Below are 19944 nucleotides of genomic sequence, written 5' to 3'. Positions count from 1 at the left end.
CACTAACATTCTTTCAAAAGTATTTGGTATTTACGCCACCGCTAACGGAGCATATTCGCCCGCTTGAAGTTTAGCCTGAACTTTCTCGAAACAATCCATTGTATATTCTACATCTTCAAGTGTATGCGAAGCCGTAGGAATGATACGAAGCATAATAACACCCTTAGGAACGACGGGGTAAATAATTACAGAACAGAAAATACCCATGTTTTCACGCATATCACGAATCAAATTTGTTACAGTCGGTAAATCATAGCTTCCGTGTAAAAAAACAGGGGTTACTGGTGAAGTGGTATCTCCAATATCAAATCCACGCTTGCGGAAACCATCTTGAAGAGCCTTCACGATTGTCCAAAGATTTTCTCTAAACTCTGGGTGATTTTTCATCAATTCCAAACGCTTCATTCCACCCAATACAAAAGGCATTGGTAATGCTTTTGCATAGGTTTGTGAACGCATATTGTATTTCAAGAACATCACGATTTCTGGGTCGGCAGCAATAAATGCACCAATAGCTGCCATTGATTTGGCAAACGTACAGAAATGCAAATCTACTTGGTCTTGCACACCAAAATACTCAGGTACACCAGCACCCGTTTCACCCATCGTGCCAAATCCGTGAGCATCATCAACCAATAAACGGAAGTTGAATTTCTTCTTCAGTTCAACGATTTTATCCAAACTACCAACCTTACCCGACATACCAAATACACCTTCAGTAATCACCAAGATTCCTCCACCTTGCTCTTCAGCCAATTTGGTTGCTCTTACCAAGTTTTTCTCTAAGCTCTCCATATCGTTATGAGCAAATTGGTAGTAAGTACCGCCCTTTGCTTTGTGCAAACGAATACCATCAATCAAACAAGCGTGGCTTTCGGCATCAAACACGATCACGTCTTTTCTATCAACAATACATTCGATCACTGACATAACGCCCTGATAACCATAGTTTAGCAAAAACGAATCTTTTTTACCAACATATTCAGCTAATTGCTTTTCAAACTGCTCATGTAATTCGGTATTCCCTGTCATCATTCTCGCACCCATTGGGTAAGCCAAACCATATTCAGCTGCAGCCTCAGCATCTGCCTGACGCACTTCTGGATGATTGGCCAATCCTAAATAGTTGTTCAACGACCAGTTTAGCATCTTTTTACCCATAAACTCCATGTGTGGGCCAAGCTCACCCGAAAGTTTTGGAAAAGAATAATAATGGTGAGAATTAAGCAATTTCGCCTGTGACCCGATTGGACCTAAATTGTTGAGAGCTTTATCAAAAATATCCTGTGCCATTTTTTTAAAATTATAACGGGGTCGCCCGTGCGATAATATAATGATGAATGTTGATTACATCACCTTAAAATTTTACACAAAAATAACGCTTTTTTAGTAGGAAACCAAACACCGATTTCTTTGAAAAATCCTATCTATACAAAATGTGCAATATTTTTAGGGCATATTTAAAAAATCCAATTCGATTTTAGTGTTAATTAGTGTTTAAATAGTCGATAGACGACAGAAAACAGTCATTAAAAAGCCTTAGCTGTTAATACTACAAACTAAGTATTTTACATTTAGTTGGATTAAACTACAAAAAAATACTGTTGGCCATCAACTGTGGACTATATTTTAAAGTACAGCAAAACTAAATCAATCAAAAGAAAGTGATAAAGTCAATTCGCAAAATATTAATTGCCAACAGAGGCGAAATAGCGGTTCGTGTGATGCGAACTGCTCGTGAAATGGGTATCAAAACGGTTGCGGTTTTCTCAGAAGCCGACCGAAATTTTCCGCACGTAAAATATGCTGATGAAGCTGTTTGCATTGGTCCAGCCGCTTCAAAGGAGTCTTATCTACGAGGCGATAAAATCATAGAAGTTGCCAAAAGTTTGGGCGTTGATGCCATTCATCCAGGTTATGGTTTTTTATCGGAAAATGCTGATTTTTCGAGAAAAGTACAAGAAGCTGGCTTGATTTTCATTGGTCCATCCCCAGAGTCCATTGAAGTAATGGGCGATAAATTATCTTCCAAACATACGGTTGCGAAATATAATATTCCGATGGTTCCTGGTACACCCGATGCCATTACAGACCGTGCGGCAGCCAAAGCAAAGTCGGCCGAGATTGGGTATCCAGTTTTGATAAAAGCCAGTGCAGGTGGTGGCGGAAAAGGGATGAGAGTCGTAGAAAACGAAGCCGAATTTGATGAACAAATGGACCGAGCCGTTGGCGAAGCTATTTCTTCATTTGGAAATGGGGCGTGTTTCATCGAAAAGTATATCACGAAGCCAAAGCACATCGAAATTCAGGTGATGGGCGATAAGCACGGTAATGTTCTTCATTTTTTTGAGCGAGAATGTTCTATTCAGCGACGCCACCAAAAAGTAGTAGAAGAAGCTCCGTCAGCCGTACTTACGCCCGAAATCCGTGAAGCGATGGGCAAATGTGCCGTTGATGTAGCTAAAGCTTGTAACTATTATGGTGCAGGAACAGTAGAGTTTATCGTTGACGAAGATTTGAATTTTTATTTCTTAGAAATGAACACTCGTTTGCAGGTTGAACACCCAGTAACCGAAATGATTACGGGAATCGACTTGGTAAAAGAAATGATATACGTGGCCGAAGGACGTGAATTGAGCATAAAACAAGAAGATTTGAAAATAAATGGTCATGCAATTGAGGTAAGAGTTTGTGCCGAAGACCCAGCCAATAACTTCTTGCCAGATGTGGGAATTTTGCAAACTTATGTACGTCCGCAAGGCAATGGCGTGCGTGTCGATGATGGCATAGAAGAAGGCATGGAGATTCCGATTCACTACGACCCCATGATTGCAAAATTGATTGCATACGGAAAAGACCGCACCGAAGCTATCGAAAAAATGATTCGTGCCATTGATGAATTTAAAATTACGGGCGTGGCCACTACACTACCATTCTGCAAATTTGCTCTTCAACACGAGGCATTTGTGAGTGGTAAATTTGATACTCGGTTTGTGGGTTTATACTTTACTCCAGAGGTTTTGCAGGAAGAAATTCCAACTATAGAATTTGAAATTGCCGCAGTTTTGGCCGTTGAGATATTGAAACGTAAGCAAAATAATAGTTCAGCACAAAATACGCCAACCATAACTCAAACAAGTCAATGGCGTAGAAATAGAGTAAATTTGCGAAGTTAAATTTAGCTATTTTGTGAGATAATCTCTCAAAAACCAAAGACTAATCAAAATAGCAATAACCCTCCACTATTTCTTAGTTAGTGGAGGGTTTATGTTTTTCAAACAATTGAAAGATACAATACCACTGATAAAATCTGTATATTTGTCAAAAAAGATTAGTTATGGGAGAATCCGACAAAAAAAAGCGGTATACTATCGAAGAATATTTTGCATTGGAAGAAACAAGCGAAATTCGCCACGAGTATTTTGATGGTGAAATTTTTGCAATGGCTGGTACTACACTTAATCATAGTAGATTAGCCAGTAATATCGAATTTTCATTAAGAAAACAGCGAAAACAACATTGTGATGTATTCAGAGAAAGTGTAAAACTTGAAGTCATCAAAGATTTCTATTATCCCTACCCTGATGTGATGCTAACTTGTAATCCGTTTGATTTGAAGCAGAAAAACAAAATCGCACATCCGAGTTTGATTGTAGAAGTTTTATCAACCTCGACCGAAAAATATGATAAAACAGTCAAACTAAAAAAATACAAAGCAATAGCCTCGGTGCAATATTATATGTTGATTTCTCAGTACGAAATGAGCGTTGAATTATACAGTAGAGTCAGTGATGCCCTTTGGACTTATGAAGAATTCACTGAACAAAATGCAATGATTAATCTTGAAAAACTCGAAATAACTATTTCTTTATCAGATATTTACGAAAATATTGTATTTGAGAAAGAGGAAGATGTTGAGTAGGCATCTCATTCAACACGCTCAACCACTTATTTTACTTCCCACTCATCAAAAAGCCAACCAAACCTTCAAATCTCCACTAATCAAAATTTGCTTGCCGCCACTCATTTTACTTGTTAATTTTGTCTCATTAGTCAGCTCTCACACCCTGCTTGGGCCTCGTGCGTAGAACTGGATGTTTTACATTCAAATTCTGTACAACAATGAAAACTCATAACAGCACACTCGTATTTTTAGCAATCCTGATTGCTATCATCAATTTGGCTTATGCCGCTTATTCGTTTGCCAATCTACCCGCCACCATTCCGATTCACTTTGGTATTGATGGAAAACCCAACGGCTGGGGTGAGAAATATACAATTTTCTTTATTCCACTCATCAATTTGGCTTTGGTTGGCTTCATGGCAAGCGTGCGTAAGAATCCGTTTAGTTACTTAAATTTGCCAATTAAGTTAAGCAATAATAATTTGGAAGAAAGAATGAAACTCGGCCGACAATTATTAGATTTGATTTCGATTTGTATCAGTACACTCTTCTTTTTTATTGAGCTTAACATCGTAAAATCAAGTCAAAATCCAATATCAAGCAATGGGATATTTTTTGTAATCATCAGCATTGTGGCGGCAATTCTTGGTTTTTCGGCTTATTATACAAGTAAGATTAATAAACTGGCAAAAAAAAATGCCCCGAGAGTAGCTACTTTCGGGGCATTTTTTTGTATATCTTTCTTCTTTACTTTCCAGTATTTCCACTCATTTTCTGTATCTGCTGACGCTCATAAAAATTAATAAAATCTTCGAGTTTATCAACGGGTATTCGTCGAGCAATGATTTTCTTATCCTTATCTAAGATATAATTAGTTGGCGTAGAATATACATCAAAGTTTTTTCTAAAATAATATCTACCTTTCGAGTCCCAAAGATTTAACAGCGGTTGAGTTTTATAACCATGCACAAAGTTGTTCATTTTTTTGGTATCATATGCTACGCTCACGTTATAAATCGTTGCTTTATCTTTGTTTTTATTATAAAACTCCATCAACTTCGGTGCAGATTCTTTACAGTGACCACAGTCTGGGTCGTAAAAGTGAACGATTGTATATTTAGTTTTGCTCTGCATTGGATTATATTCTCTACCCAAAGAATCAGCAACAATCAAGGTCGGAAATACAAAACCTGTCTGTAAAGGCTTCAAAATATCAACTCTTTCTTTGAATTTTGCACGTTGTGTTGAATCCAACCAATCGGCATCTTTCAGATAATAGTTTTCAGCTAAGTGAATAAATACACCGTCAAGTCCAACTATTTCATTGTTTTCGTATTTATTCGTCACCCACCACAAGGCCCAACGGTACACTTCTTGGTTTTTCTTGGCAAGTTTCAAAACTTTATCGGCATCATGATTGACAGAATCGGTTGTTTGATAAACCAAATCCTTAAAATATCGCTCCATACGGCTGTGAATAAACGGCGAACGAAGTAGGCGGTCATCAGCAAAATCAAGATTATCGAAATAATGTCCTTTATAATAATTAAATAGATACGTAGAATCTGGACGGCCATTGGCCTTTTTAGGCAACACCGTTGGTAATTCAGGGTCGATATTTGCTTTAATTACTTTCGCTGCAAATGTACCTTCGTTTTCTTTGACTATATTCTTCATGTAAGTATCTACTTCCTTCTGAATCAGTTCAACTTTCTTACGGTTCATTTCTTGCGAAGTTGGGTCGTTTTTCATTTTTGCCATCGCACTCATTGCTTCGGCTTCTTTACTTTTATCTTGCAAGAATTTACGATAGCCAAATAAAATCTCATTCTCTCTTGAGCCTTTAAATTTCACCGAACCAACAAAATCGGTTGTATCGCCCTCAATTTCCATAAATTGTTCTTTACCATTTATTGCAAAATCATAGTATTTCGATGGTGAAAGTACAATCAGATAAATCCCTCCTTTGAGTGGGTCTTTGCCCTTAAAATTAAGTTCGCCATTCTCAACTTTGGCCGAATCAACCTTGATATATTGATTATAACCAAAAAAATGAGCCAAATGACAAGTTCTTCCTTCAGTAACTCCTTTCATTCGTACTTTGATTGAGTGACCATCTTGGGCAAAACTTTCAGTAGAAAAAATAAGCGAAGCAATCAATAATAGGCTTTTGAAATAGCGGAACGCCGCTCGGCTAATTCTCATATTAGTACAGGTTTTATTCATTTTATATTATTTCACAAAGATAAATACTTAATTGCGTGTTTTTTGTTAAAGGCTTGTTAATTTAGCTATCGAGTAAATGTACGAAAACACTAAAGCCTCAGTTTTTTTCTAAAATTAAACGAATTCTAATGTTTTATATTGTTTCTAAGTTTCTAACATTTGTAATTATGCCCATCGGTATTTTGTGTTTGCTGTTGGGTTATGCTATCTATACAAAAAATCGTACCAAATCGAAGAAAGTAATCATTTCGGCATTTGTTTTTTTGTATGCATTTTCTAATCCATTGATTATCAACGAATTATTACTTTGGTGGGAAGTGCCTCCAACCTCAATCTTGAGCGTAAAAAAACACGATATTGGCATTATTTTGACTGGAGGTACAATCAACGAAGAAAAACTACCTCAAGAAAATACCTTTCTTGGAAAATCAGCTGACCGAATAGCTCAAGCAATAGAACTATATAAACGAGGTAAAATCAAGAAGATTTTGATTAGTGGGGGTGAAATAAGTGTTTTGGGGAAAAGTCCTAAAAAAGAGATTGAAGAGATTGCTAAGTATCTGATTATTAGTGGAGTAATACAAGAAAATATACTTTTAGAAGCCCACTCGCAAAACACACGAGAAAATGCCGAAAACTGCTCGAAGATTCTGAAAAAACATTTCAAAAATCAATCATATTTATTAATTACCTCGGGTTATCACCTGAGAAGGGCAAGTGCTTGTTTTGAGAAAGTAGGTGTACAAGTAGATACTTTCGGGGCAAATTATCTTTCGCATGGACGAAATTATTATTGGTATAATATCTTACCGAAAGAAGATTATTTTGCTCATAGCCAGTTGATTTTCAGAGAAATAATCGGCTACTGCACTTATAAAGCAATGGGCTGGATTTGATTATTAATGGAGAATTGAGAATGAATAATGGAGAATGAATTTTGACAAACATTTTCAATTCTCCATTATCCATTCTCAATTATTACATGCTCAATATATGCACCATTCTCAACAAATCGTCGTGAATTGGTTTTGGTTTTTTGATAGTATCAATGAACGGTGTGTAAACCATTTCATTGTTTACAACCCCTGCCATTACATTTTTATAACCTTTAATCAAGCCTTCAACTGCACCTAAACCCAGACGGCTCGCCAAAATACGGTCGTAAGCAGTTGGTGTACCACCACGCTGAATGTGTCCGAGCGTTGTTACACGAATATCGAGTTTGTCAGCAACTTGATTCTTTATCTTTTCAGCAATATCAACGGCGTGACCTTCCTCGTCTCCTTCGGCAACCACTACGATTGATGAAGATTTCGATCGTGACCAGCCATCTTTTAATGTACTTACTACTTTTTTGAGTGGCGTATGGGTTTCGGGAACCATTACAATTTCAGCACCACCACCAATACCCGATTGAATGGCAATATAGCCTGAGTCACGACCCATTACTTCGATAAAAAATACACGGTCGTGTGAGTCAGCGGTATCTCTAATTTTATCAATGGCTTCGAGTGAAGTATTTACGGCTGTATCAAAACCAATCGTATAATCAGTTCCATAAAGGTCATTATCAATTGTGCCTGGACAACCTACCGTAGGAATTTCATATTCATTATAAAAAACCTCAGCTCCCGTAAATGTTCCGTTTCCACCAATGGCAACCAAACCTTCGATTCCTGCATTCATTAAGTTTTCGTAAGCTTTTTTACGGCCTTCAGGAGTCATAAACTCTTTACTTCTCGCCGATTTTAGCATCGTACCACCACGCTGAACTATATTACTTACTGATTGTGAATACATCGGAAAAATATCACCCGAAATCATTCCATTATATCCTCTTCTGATACCGTAAACTTCCAAACCATGATATATTGCTCCTCTAACTGCGGCTCTGATGCAGGCATTCATGCCAGGTGCATCTCCTCCAGAAGTAAAAACTGCTATTCGTTTCATCTTAATATTTTCTTAATTTTGCTTAAGTATTTAGCCTATTACCATTCTCTCTCCAACTTCTTCTGCACTCGGCACAAAAGTAATTAGTTTTCTTTACTTCTCCCAAACTTTCATTATTATTCATTAACAATATTGTTCTGCAAAAAGGGTTTTTATCGAAATTAAATTCTTTTTTATGATTATTTATAGAATTTATTGTATATTATTATTTTTTCATAGAGAGATACACTATTCCTTTACTTACCTGACTACAAACATAATAATATATCGAAAAAGACAAAAAACAACGCATAAAATTCCTCAAAAACTAATATTTTTTGTCGTCAGTATTAAGTAATTTTTAAAGTCTGTACTTAATGACTTTTAATCGTTTCAATAGCTGGATAAATGCTATTTGAAGTTGTGTTGAAACTTTGAATATGAGCCGAAAATAGAACTATTTCGCAAAGTCTATTTTTTCTTCTAAAGTTAGTCAAACTATCTCAACATTCAACCTTAAAATAGTATTTTTAAATAGAACAACTCAAAAACCACACTTCAATAAATTGATTATCAGCAGATTATAAGTTATTTGACATTTGTTTTTTTTTGGCATACTATTTGAGCTTTTTTGGGCAATAACGGTAATGTATTCACCGCTTAACCCAAAGAGTAAGCCAAAGACTTACACTTAATCTTTTAAAAAATGTCAGGAATAACTTTACCTTTCAAGAATCTCCGTCTGAGAGTCGGAGTATTTATTTTACTTCTTTTGAGTGCCTTTAACTCAATTGCACAAAGCGAAAATGTTGGAATCGGAACTACAAAACCCGATAATTCAGCACTATTAGACCTAACCTCTACATCAAAAGGTCTACTAATTCCACGTATGACTCTTGCTCAAAGAGCAAACATCAAGAGTCCAGCAACGGGTTTGATGGTCTATCAGATTGATTTCTTCACTGGCTTTTATTTCTTTGATGGAGCTTCATGGAAAGGACTTTATGCTCGTAATACCGATGGTGCAGCCATCACATCTGAACCAACTGGTAGTTCAGTTAAAACGAGTGAAAATAGTTGGAATTTAGGTGGAAACAGTGGGTTAAATTCTGACTTCAACTTTCTTGGTACCTTAGATACTACATCGTTGGTATTCAAGGTAAACAATTACCGCTCAGGTTTGATTGATTATCGTTTTGGTAATACTTACTTAGGTTATAGAGCTGGTTATCGTAGTCATGGCTTCAATTCGATTGCCATCGGTGCTTATGCTTTGCACGATTCAAATTTAGGTCTTAACAATGTTGCCATAGGTTATCAGTCATTACTTAATAGTCAAACAGGTAGTGATAACATAGCTTTGGGGGCCAATGCCCTGTATAGTAATATAACAGGTTCTCAGAATATTGGTATCGGAACACAGGCAGGACAACGCTCTAAAGGAGATGGAAACATTTTTATTGGCCACAAAGCTGGGGTCAATGAAGTTGGCGACAATAAGCTATACATTGATAATAATATCAAAGATGTTCCGCTCATTTATGGAGATTTTGAAAAAGGCTATGTGGGTATCAATACTCAAAGCCCAGAAAGTGCCTTTTCAATTGATAGTAAATCACTAAATATCAGCGGTTTAGAATTTAAACAACTTAACAGTAATTCGCCGACCGAGCAATCAAATCTGAGAGTATTATCAGTCGATAGTAAAGGGCGTGTTATTTTAGTAAAAGATTCAGTTGGAACAAGTTCAAATATACCTGTATCAGTACCAAATTACTGGTCGTTGAAAGGAAGTTCAATCGAAAATAATAATTCTGGTGATGTAATAGTAGGCAATTTACGTTTCAAAAGTCTCCGTACAATTTCGCCAGCAGTTAAGTCAAATGGAAAAGTGTTGACAGTTGATGATAATGGGTTGATTGTTTTAGCTCGTGATTCAGTTGGTACTTCGTCTCCTGCATTTTGGGGATTAAATGGAACTACCCTATCAAACACCAACTCAGGAAGAGTAATATTAAATGGTCCGATACAATTGAGCAATATTAGAGCCTCAAATACTGCATTTCGCTCTTATGGAAAAGTATTGACGGTTGACGATAACGGAAATTTAATTTTAGTAAGAGATTCAGTAGCCGCCGCAAACAACATTCCTGTAAGTCCATCACCATGGAATGTCAATGGAAATAATATAGCAAATAGCAATTTAGGAGCAGTTTATATAAATAATAGCTTGATTTTATCGAAGTTGAGTAGCAATAATACTGTGACTATTTCGGCACAAAAATTCCTTACTGTTGATAATGCAGGAAACGTAATTTTAGCAAATGTTCCGTCAAGTACCATTGCAAATCCTACTTCAGACTGGAATTTAGACGCCAATAATCTTACTAATAAAAATACTGGTGGAGTGTATGTAAATAATGGTTTGTGGGTAAAAAATGGCTTCAGCTTACAATCGGGTACACTCGAATTAAATAGTGCCACAGAAAATAAAAGTGGATTACAATTCACTCAATTGAAGGCTTCAAATCCAGCAGCAAAAGGCTACGGAAAGGTGCTTTCGGTTGATGATAACGGAAACGTAATTTTAGTACGTGACTCGGTGGGTGTTGCTGGGACAATCGTTAATGCATCTTCCCCTTGGACAATCAGCGGAAATGACATTGTTAACTCAAACCTCGGCAAAGCTTATATCAATAACGGTTTATCTGTAAAAAGTGGCATCACTATTGAATCAGGAAACTTGGTTACTAATGGCTCTTTAACTAACCGTAGTGGACTGGTATTCAACCAATTAAAACTATCTTTTCCTGCTTCGAAGCCATCAGGTAAAGTACTCTCAATTGATGAAAACGGCAACGTAATTTTAGTAAGAGATTCTGTAGGTGTTGCTGGAACTATCATTAACACACCTTCTCCTTGGACGGTAACAGGTGATAATATCAATAATGCCAATACTGGTACTGTATCAATCAATGCCCTAACTTTACCCAAGCTGAGTAGTAATAATACACCGACCATAATAACTCAAAAGGTATTATCGGTTGATGAAAGCGGAAACGTAATTTTGGTTAATACACCAACTACTAATGGCGGCACAACTCCAACAAGTGAACTTTGGAAAACTAATGCTGGCGGGGCAATATTCAATAATAACACCCAAGGAGTTGTGATTACTGCCAATAACGAAGGTACAAGTGGTCTTCAATTTACTAAACTAAATGCGTCCTCAGTAGCTGGAAATAGATATGGCAAAGTACTTTCGGTTGATGATAACGGAAACGTAATTTTAGTTAATGATGGTGTGACAAGTGGTGGGAATAATAATACTGGTGCTGGTTGGACAATTACTGACGGCCGTCTGCACAACGCCAATAATGGAAAAGTAGTCATCGGTACAGGTATTAACTCTTATCCGGGTGATTTCCAATTATATGTAAAAGGTGGAATATTGACAGAAAGAGTGAGAGTGGCTGTTGCTAATTCTGACCGTTGGGCTGACTATGTTTTTGAGCATGGTTACAAATTAATGTCACTCCATGATGTTGAAAAACACATTAATTATTATAAACACTTACCAAACGTTCCATCAGCTGAACAAATGGTAAAAAGTGGAATGGATGTTACTGAAACAAGTGCTAAGTTATTAGAAAAAATCGAAGAGCTTACGCTATATATGATTAAAGCCAATAAGCAAATTGAAGCTTTAGAAGCAAAAGTAAACAATCTTGAAAAAGTACAAAAATAGTCAACATCTTTTGTATAAATTATGAATAAACTCAAGCATCAAATTTTTCATTTTTTTATAAAAAAATGAAAAATTTGGCACGAAATTATCATATTTCACAATACAAAATTTGTTTTTATAATCATTTGACTGACAATTAGTTGACTATATAGATGTATCGGTTTAAAAAGTTTTTATTTCTAAAAATGGTTTATGGCACAATGATTGCCAAATAAATATAAAAATAATACAAATAAAAAGTACAAGTTATACAACATTGATTTTTATGGGTTAGGGTTTATTTTAAACGCCACAGCACAAGATTGCGGTGGCGTTTTTGTTTTATTTTAAAACTCTCCTATCTTTACCGCACGTTCTACAATATTTTTTAAATCAATGCTAAAGTCAAAATCTATCTCTTATTCACGCACAACAATCACTGAATTAATGATTCCATCTTACGCTAATTTTGGTGGTAAAATTCACGGAGGGATCTTACTTTCACTCCTGGATAAAGTGGCGTATGCCTGTGCCTCAAAACACGCTGGTTCGTATGTCGTTACGGTGTCGGTTGATGGTGTAAATTTCTTACAACCAATTGAAGTTGGAGAACTCCTTTCGCTTCATGCATCGGTCAATTATGTAGGTCGTAGCTCTATGGTAATTGGTATAAGAGTGGTTTCAGAAAATGTAAAAACTGGCGAACAAAAACATACAAACACTTCATACTTTACGATGGTGGCTAAAGACGATAACGGTAAACCAACCGAAGTACCAATGCTCGAACTCGAAGACAAAGACGATGTTCGCCGCTGTCTCGAAGCCATCAAACGCAAACAATTAAAAGAAGCCTACAAAGATGATTTCGATAACGAAAAATCAAGTTTGCACCTCGAAGACAACCTTCATTTACTTGATAATGAGCGAGTTATTGTAAGATAATTATCCGTCCAGCACTTGTTTATCACCCAAGATACTCGTTTTCAAAATCATGATAAAAGCACTTACTATTTCACTGACTTTTTTTCTCTTACATTTTAGTATCTTTGCTCAAAATACTGATATTTACATTTTAAAAAATATCAATCAAAACCGCAACCAAAACCTTGATAAACCCCTCAACGGCATCAGTAAATCGGTTTATCCTTTGAGCGTTGCTCTACCTATTAGTTTGTTGGGTGCGGGACTTATAAATAAAGATAAAAACCTACAACGACAAAGCCTAACTTCATTGGCATCACTGGCGATTTCGATGGGAACTACTTATACTCTCAAAAAAATCATTAATCGTGACCGTCCATACATTACTTATCCTTCAATTCAGCCTTATTACCTCGAAGATGACCCTGCTTTTCCATCGGGGCATACTACGGCGGCTTTTACAACGGCAACTTCACTGAGTTTGACTTTCAAAAAATGGTATGTTGCTGTGCCAGCTTATACTTGGGCAGGGGCAGTTGCTTACTCACGCATGCACTTAGGCGTGCATTATCCGAGCGATGTTTTGGCAGGAGCAGCCATCGGTGCGGGTTCTGCTTGGCTGTGCTATAAAGCCAATCGTTGGTTACAAAGAAAAAAATAAACTTTTTGGCAGGTTGGTAGTTAATAAACTAAGTAAAATGCTTAATCATTAACGACAAAATTTCATTGAAAAAGTCTTGTATCATCATCGGAGCGGGTTTATCGGGTCTCACAGCCGCCCACGAATTAATAAAAAACAATTGGGAAGTAACCATCCTTGACAAAGGACGAGGCGTGGGCGGACGCATGGCAACTCGCCGGGCAGGCGAAGCTCGTTTTGACCACGGAACTCAATACTTTTCCACCAAAACTACTAATTTTCAAGCATTTTCTCAAAATATTATTCAGAAAAACATTGCTAAAGAATGGAATTTGCAAGAATGTGATAAAACTTTTTCGCACGCAAGAGTTATCGGTATCAATGGAATGAATACCATTCCAAAGTTTTTGGCAGAAGGACTAAATATTAAAACAAATGAAAAAGTAATTAGTATTTCGGAAATCGAAAACGGATGTAAAGTAAGTACCGAAACAGGAAATTTCTATGAAGCCAATGCCTTGATTTGCACAGCTCCTGCTCCACAAGCTATTGAGCTATTACAAAAAAGTGAAATGGGATTTACTGAGATTGAAGCTTTACAAAGTATTCATTATCAGCCTTGTTTAGCGGTAATGGTCAATTTAAAAACTCAAACAAATATTCCAAGCCCAGGTGGAATCAGCCTTGAAAATAGTAATGTTTCGTGGGTAGCTGATAATTTTCAGAAAGGAATTTCTCCGATCTTTTCGGCAACTATTCATGCCAACCCTGCTTTTAGTTTAGCCCATTTTGATGATGATTTGACCCAAATCGGGCATCAGCTCCTTTCCGAAATTGTAGATTTAATTCCTGCCGATTCGGTCGAAAGCTATCAGGTACATCGTTGGCGATACAGTTTGGCTTCCGAACGTTACGCAGAAAATTATTTAACTTCAAACTCTACTAAATTCTCTTTGATTTTTGCGGGTGACGGTTTTGGCATTGGCAACATCGAAGGTGCGTATATTTCTGGGAAAAGTGCCGCTCAAAGTCTTTTTATTTGAGCCGTTTTTTCTACGTTAATCATTTATCCATGACACGCATAGCGTGCCATGATAGCGAGCTCTTCGTGTCATGCTGTACATGGCACGAATAAATGTAAGCAACTCCAATTATTCTCTCTAATCACCTGATTATAAGCGAATAAATTTATTTCCTGCAAGTATTTCATTTAGAATTCTTTTCAGTATATTTGATTAAATTCTTTAAAACGCTTGAGCCATGTCTAATAGATTTTTTCCTCTGTTATTGCTCTTGTTTGCTGGGCAAAGCTTCGCCAATGCTATCCTGATTCCGATGGACGATAGCCAGACTAACCATCTAAAAGCCTACGGAATAGCCTATACGACGCTAAAAAACAATACTGAAATCGACTGGTTACTCAATTATCGTGGTGGTAGTTTTCTGATAAATTATACGTCAAATACCCAAAAAGAATGTCTTGTTCGTGGGGTTTCGTTTGAAATAATCTCTGATGCTGATGTGCAAGCACTCAAACAACAAATCTCGAACCCTGATGTAAATATGGAAATCATGCGGCTGCACAAAGCGGCTCGTATTGCGGTTTATTCTCCTTCCAAAATTAGTCTTTCATCGTTTGAAGATACCGATGCTGTCTTGTTAGTGCTGAAATACGCTGAAATTCCTTTTGAAGTAGTTTATGATGAAGAAATTTTGCGGGGCGACCTCAATAAATATGATTGGCTTCACTTACATCATGAAGATTTTACGGGGCAATTCGGCAGAAATATGCGTCGAATGAGCTATAAAGACATGAAGGCTCAAGAAGAAATTGCTCAACGATTCAAGTATAATAAAATTTCAGCACTCAAACTCGATGTTGCTAAAACCATCAAAGCCTATTGTATGGGTGGTGGATTTTTGTTTGCGATGTGCTCGGGGGCAGAAACGCTTGACATCGCCCTTTCGGCCGAAGGTGTTGATATTGTAAGTAGCCGCTTCGATGGTGATAATGTTGACAATAACGCCCAAGAACGACTCGATTTTAATAAAACTTTTGCCTTTGAAGATTTCACGCTTTACCTCAACGATGGAGATGGATATGGCTATAATTCGATGTCGTTTTCTGATATAAATGCTTCCAATGGTCGATTCGATGATGAAAATAACACTTGGTTTAATTTATTTGATTTTTCTGCCAAATGGGATTTTATTCCTGCTATGCTTGTACAAAATCACGAGCATTTGATTCGTGAATTTATGGGGCAAACGACTGCTTTCAATAAAAAAACGGTCAAATCGAGCGTTTTGGTAATGGGAGAAAGTAAAGAATCGAACCGCTATATGTATGGCGAACTGGGGCTTGGTCAGTGGGTATTTTATGGTGGTCACGACCCCGAAGGTCGTCGAGGTTTTCACCGAACACCCACCGACTTGAACCTTTTTCCGCATTCGCCAGGGTATCGTCTTATTTTGAACAATGTGCTTTTTCCTTCAGCTAAAAAGAAAAAGAGAAAGACCTGATTTATAAATAGTCCACGGTCAATAGTCGGCGAGGCCACAGCAGTACAACACCCTCATAATCAAGTATTTAGATATACAAAAATTTAACTGCACCAATTGTAAGGAAAAGTGATTGTCGCCCGCACAAAGTTTCACAGAGGACGTTTACAACGATAAAATTTCTTCCCAAACATTTTTCAAAACTGGGATTCCGTTAGCTGTATTTTTTTCTCGGGTATTCAGAACTCGCTCGCCTGGGAAGGTAATTTTCTTAGAATCATTTATTGGTTTTGATTGATGATAATCTTCAATGATTCGTTCTACGGCTGCCGAAATAGACGAATGATTATTCAGTTTTGAGACATCAATGGCGATATAAACTTGCGAAAGTCGGTATTCTACTTCTTCTTGGCTAATTTCGTACGTAGAAAGTCCACCCGACAACACAACAGACAGAATATCAAGCAAAAGCGAAAGCCCCGCTCCTTTCCAATAACCAACTGGCAACGAACGCCAAGATTTCAGAATCGCATTGGGATCATCTGAGATATTTCCTTCGCTATCATATCCACCAGCAACTGATAATTTTTCACCCTTCATAGCAGCCAATTCCATTGCACCAAACGAATACTGCGACATAGCCATATCCAGCACTATGGCTTCGTTTTCGTAGGGTAAAGCCATCACCAAAGGATTATTGCCCAGCTTGGCATCAGTTGCTCCCCAAGCTGGCATATTAGCTATGGTGTTTGTCCAACCAATAAATACAAAACCTGCTTTGGCAGCTTGCCAACCGTAAGTACCGCCACGCATCCAGTGATTTGTATTTGATAAACCTACACAACCAATTCCGTGTTCTTTGGCCAATCTCATGGCAGCTTCAGTTGCATGAATCGCATTTAGAGGGCCGGGGCCGAGATTTCCATCCCACTGCTCAATTCCCCCAAATTTCGACACTAAGCTTGGCTCTGCATCGGGTTTCACGAAGCCACCTTTTAGGTATTTCACAAACCTTGGGAAACGATTAACTCCATGCGTATAAATACCATCAAGGCTATTGATTGTAAAGATTTCTGCACAAGTTTTTGCTTTGGCTTCACTTAAACCATTACTTAATAAAATACGCTCAAAGGTTGACTGCATTACTGCTTTTGAAATGACCAAAGTATTGCTTTCGGCTGTCATAATTTTTAGGGTTTGGTTAGAATAAAAGGCTTTGCAATGTAGTAAAAAACGGGTATTATCTATATCCCAAAAACCAAATAAATATACAATGCCATCAGCTTACAAAATTTTATTTGTTTAATTTTAAAACAAAAACATTAAACAAAGTATTCTATTAATGTAAGACAATTGATTTGAAATAATCACTAAGGCTTACACTTTAAAGATTTAACAAACTGATAATTAGCAATTTATAAATTATTTTTCAAAAAATAAATCCAGCTCTAATTTTATCTCGTTAGTTAAGTCAACAAATAACAAATGTAAAACTTAAACAATTAACATTAAAGCGATGCGGCGTTCCGCAACACAAATCCAATGAAAAAATTAGCATTAGTATTCGTTTCAGCACTTATCTCATTAAGTACATTCGCACAAAAAGAAAAAACTGTAACAGTAGGTGGAGCACCTATGTATCCATCAAAAAACATTGTTGAAAATGCAGTAAATTCAAAAGACCACACAACGCTTGTAGCAGCAGTAAAAGCAGCAGGTTTGGTAGAAACACTTCAAAGTGCAGGACCATTCACGGTATTTGCTCCAACCAACGCAGCTTTTGGTAAATTGCCAGCTGGAACGGTTGAAACTTTAGTAAAACCAGAAAACAAAGCAACTTTGACAGCAATTTTAACTTACCACGTAGTAGCAGGAAAATTGAATGCTTCGGATATTGCAGCTAAAATCAAAGCTGGTAACGGAACAGCTACTTTGACAACCGTGCAAGGTGGTACATTGAAGGCAATGATGAAAGGCAAAAGTTTAGTTTTGACTGACGAAAAAGGTGGAATGTCAACTGTAACAATTGCTGACGTAAATCAAAGCAACGGTGTTATTCACGTAATTGACACAGTTGTTTTGCCAAAATAATTTGGTTATGAGTCGTTAATGAAAAAGCCAATTATGCAAAACTGCATGATTGGCTTTTTTAGTTTTTATAGCATTTCGTGCAGATAATAAGGATTTTGTTTAAATTCTTCCCAATCGGTCAGTATTTGTTTTTTCAATTTCAGTAATTCGTCTTTATCTGCTAATTCCTTAAACTTAGGTTCTTTCTCCAATTCCTTAAAATAGCTCGCCAGTGCATTACAAAGCGTAAACTGAGCAGTAGCAATAATATCCTTTAATCTATCCTTTTGAATATCATCCTTCGAAAACCAAAGTGTTGTACCTGTCGTACGTGCATTTTCGGCCACATCCATCATTTTTATACTCGGTAAAAGTTGAGTCATATCATCCATTGCTTTGTTCTCATCTTCTTTCTCTACCGAACTTTGATAACCTTTACTTAAAGTATAAATCAGATTGGATACCCGACGAAAATCATAATCCGCACACTCATAAAATTTTTCAAAAATGGCTCTTCGGATTTTTTTCAGGAAAACCTCGCTGGCCATTGTAGCGGTAGATGAAATACGGCTATAAAGTAGCTTTGACAAAACAGATATTTTGATTGATGTTAAAAAGCTGCCATACCGTGAAAGAATATCCCAATTAAGGCTTTGTGTTTCGCTGGTTTCAATTTTGATTTTTTCGATTAATTCAGCTATCTTCTTTTTATAGAACTTCCCTCCTGCTATCAATGCAATGGCTGGTAAAAATAATAAATAACCGAGAGGCTTTGTAAACTTGGCGAAATTGGTCAAGGTTTCGTTTGGCGAACTTACAAGACTAATAGCGTCAGTACCGAAATAAGCAATTAACGATACCACAAATAATGCAATTCCCAATGGTAGCAAACGTTTGGCTTTTTGATGATAGTCATTGATACTTTTATTGAAATCAATTTTAGAAACCTTGGTGTTATATGATGCAATTATTCGGTTGGAAACATCAGCCACAATCATCAGATCAAAAGGCTTGAGTCCTTTCTTTTGGGCGGTTTTGTTACTTCTTCTATTATAAGCCAGCATCATACTCTCAATGCCTTGATTATCAGTAATTCCGCCATCCATTAAACCGAAAGCCGAGCCTTGCACATTTGTTCCATTGGCAGTTTTAAAAATGATACTTTCTTCCAGTTTTTGTTTCATTGTGTCATCACTGGCAAAATCGTTTGGAAAAACCATCGGCTCAAAACCAATCGGAAAGCACGATGAAGCAGCCAACAAATCTCCAACTCGAAGCTGTCGCACTTCTTCAGTATTGGCAATATTCACATAACTATTGCCAATGATATTTTTGGTGTTTTTTTCTGAAGTCTGAAATCGAAAACTATGACCACTCTGAAAGTCAGTGGTATTGATACAAACCTCTTTTATATGTGTATTTTTTGATAAATCCCAGATATTCTCCCACTTCAATCGAAGTAGTTTTTCATCATAAACTTTTGCGAAAGCATTAATAAAATTCTGTTCTTTTGTTTCATTCAACCAGCACTGCTCATCCGATAAAATCTTTATGGCATCTTCTAAGAGTTTTTCTCCATCCATAAATGCCAGTAAGGTCTTTCGGAATTGCGTGAAATCTTCTTTTCGGTGCAACGACAATAAATAAACAACTACTGCAATAGTACCACCCGATGCCGAAGCCATAAATTTAGTACGTTGAAGCAATGACTTTTCTTTAAACACTAAACGGTTCAGGTACATCATAGTTCCTAAAGCAAAAGCAGCAGCTCTAAAACCTCCACCCGAAAAGGCTAAAGCTATTTCATCGAAAGGATTTTGAGGGTAAGATTGAAGATTTTTTTCAGATTTTGATGGCATAAAAGTAGAGTTCTATATCCCAAATATACCGAAAAAAGGAGATAAATCCGAGGGAAGAAAGTTAAATTTAGGATAAGATTATCAAAAAACTTTTGCTTATTCTTATTCAGTTATAAGTTGTAAAAAGAGCTTTTTTAGAACTATTTTTATTGTATTTCATGAC

Annotated in this window: 15 protein-coding genes; 10 read left to right on the top strand and 5 right to left on the bottom strand. The window is 36.8% G+C overall.

Features of this window, described 5'->3' with window-relative positions; genetic code table 11:
- Positions 1 to 30: 30 nt before the first annotated feature.
- Positions 31 to 1293, bottom strand: a complete 1263-nt coding sequence (locus ABR854_RS07190) for an aminotransferase class I/II-fold pyridoxal phosphate-dependent enzyme (RefSeq protein WP_350264710.1) — start codon at positions 1291 to 1293, stop codon at positions 31 to 33.
- A 374-nt stretch (positions 1294 to 1667) separates the two neighbouring features.
- On the opposite strand from ABR854_RS07190, the gene ABR854_RS07185 reads away from it, so the two are divergent.
- From ABR854_RS07185 to ABR854_RS07175, 3 genes are all read left to right on the top strand, one after another.
- Positions 1668 to 3176, top strand: coding sequence for an acetyl-CoA carboxylase biotin carboxylase subunit (locus ABR854_RS07185; protein WP_350264759.1), 1509 nt, complete (start codon positions 1668 to 1670; stop codon positions 3174 to 3176).
- 161 nt (positions 3177 to 3337) lie between these two features.
- Positions 3338 to 3922 carry a Uma2 family endonuclease gene (locus ABR854_RS07180; protein ID WP_350264709.1) on the top strand — a complete coding sequence of 195 codons (585 nt, stop codon included), beginning with the start codon at positions 3338 to 3340 and terminating at the stop codon, positions 3920 to 3922.
- Positions 3923 to 4122: 200 nt separating this feature from the next.
- Entirely contained in the window at positions 4123 to 4707 is a 585-nt protein-coding gene (locus ABR854_RS07175) for a DUF1648 domain-containing protein (RefSeq protein ID WP_350264708.1), read from the top strand.
- Here the strand turns inward: ABR854_RS07175 and ABR854_RS07170 are convergent.
- Positions 4652 to 6109: a DUF5106 domain-containing protein gene (locus ABR854_RS07170; RefSeq protein ID WP_350264707.1), complete on the bottom strand. Its 1458-nt coding sequence runs from the start codon at positions 6107 to 6109 to the stop codon at positions 4652 to 4654. The two genes, ABR854_RS07175 and ABR854_RS07170, sit on opposite strands and share 56 nt — an antisense overlap.
- Positions 6110 to 6297: 188 nt before the next feature.
- Between ABR854_RS07170 and ABR854_RS07165 the strand changes: the two genes are divergently transcribed.
- The gene (locus ABR854_RS07165; protein WP_350264706.1) at positions 6298 to 7026 is read left to right on the top strand and encodes a YdcF family protein; all 729 of its coding nucleotides are present in this window, start codon (positions 6298 to 6300) and stop codon (positions 7024 to 7026) included.
- 82 nt (positions 7027 to 7108) lie between these two features.
- On the opposite strand, the gene pfkA is transcribed toward ABR854_RS07165, so the two are convergent.
- On the bottom strand, positions 7109 to 8083 hold the full coding sequence (pfkA, locus tag ABR854_RS07160; protein WP_350264705.1) for a 6-phosphofructokinase: 975 nt from the start codon (positions 8081 to 8083) through the stop codon (positions 7109 to 7111).
- A gap of 685 nt (positions 8084 to 8768) precedes the next feature.
- Between pfkA and ABR854_RS07155 the strand changes: the two genes are divergently transcribed.
- From ABR854_RS07155 to ABR854_RS07135, 5 genes are all read left to right on the top strand, one after another.
- On the top strand, positions 8769 to 11810 hold the full coding sequence (locus ABR854_RS07155; protein WP_350264704.1) for a phage tail-like protein: 3042 nt from the start codon (positions 8769 to 8771) through the stop codon (positions 11808 to 11810).
- Positions 11811 to 12185: 375 nt separating this feature from the next.
- Positions 12186 to 12731 carry an acyl-CoA thioesterase gene (locus ABR854_RS07150; protein WP_350264703.1) on the top strand — a complete coding sequence of 182 codons (546 nt, stop codon included), beginning with the start codon at positions 12186 to 12188 and terminating at the stop codon, positions 12729 to 12731.
- Between the two features lie 49 nt (positions 12732 to 12780).
- Entirely contained in the window at positions 12781 to 13371 is a 591-nt protein-coding gene (locus ABR854_RS07145; protein WP_350264702.1) for a phosphatase PAP2 family protein, read from the top strand.
- A gap of 65 nt (positions 13372 to 13436) precedes the next feature.
- Complete coding sequence (locus tag ABR854_RS07140; protein ID WP_350264701.1) at positions 13437 to 14393, top strand: NAD(P)/FAD-dependent oxidoreductase; 957 nt, start codon at positions 13437 to 13439, stop codon at positions 14391 to 14393.
- Between the two features lie 217 nt (positions 14394 to 14610).
- Positions 14611 to 15873, top strand: coding sequence for a ferritin family protein (locus ABR854_RS07135; RefSeq protein ID WP_350264700.1), 1263 nt, complete (start codon positions 14611 to 14613; stop codon positions 15871 to 15873).
- A gap of 144 nt (positions 15874 to 16017) precedes the next feature.
- Here the strand turns inward: ABR854_RS07135 and yiaK are convergent, their stop codons facing one another.
- On the bottom strand, positions 16018 to 17037 hold the full coding sequence (gene yiaK, locus ABR854_RS07130) for a 3-dehydro-L-gulonate 2-dehydrogenase (RefSeq protein WP_350264699.1): 1020 nt from the start codon (positions 17035 to 17037) through the stop codon (positions 16018 to 16020).
- Between the two features lie 357 nt (positions 17038 to 17394).
- On the opposite strand from yiaK, the gene ABR854_RS07125 reads away from it, so the two are divergent.
- Positions 17395 to 17943 carry a fasciclin domain-containing protein gene (locus tag ABR854_RS07125; protein WP_350264698.1) on the top strand — a complete coding sequence of 183 codons (549 nt, stop codon included), beginning with the start codon at positions 17395 to 17397 and terminating at the stop codon, positions 17941 to 17943.
- A 65-nt stretch (positions 17944 to 18008) separates the two neighbouring features.
- On the opposite strand, the gene ABR854_RS07120 is transcribed toward ABR854_RS07125, so the two are convergent.
- Positions 18009 to 19781, bottom strand: coding sequence for a patatin-like phospholipase family protein (locus tag ABR854_RS07120; protein WP_350264697.1), 1773 nt, complete (start codon positions 19779 to 19781; stop codon positions 18009 to 18011).
- Positions 19782 to 19944: the final 163 nt, after the last annotated feature.

The organism is Emticicia sp. W12TSBA100-4 (assembly GCF_040253585.1).
Taxonomy (GTDB): Bacteria; Bacteroidota; Bacteroidia; order Cytophagales; family Spirosomataceae; genus Emticicia.
This window is presented reverse-complemented; position numbering and strand designations above follow the sequence as displayed.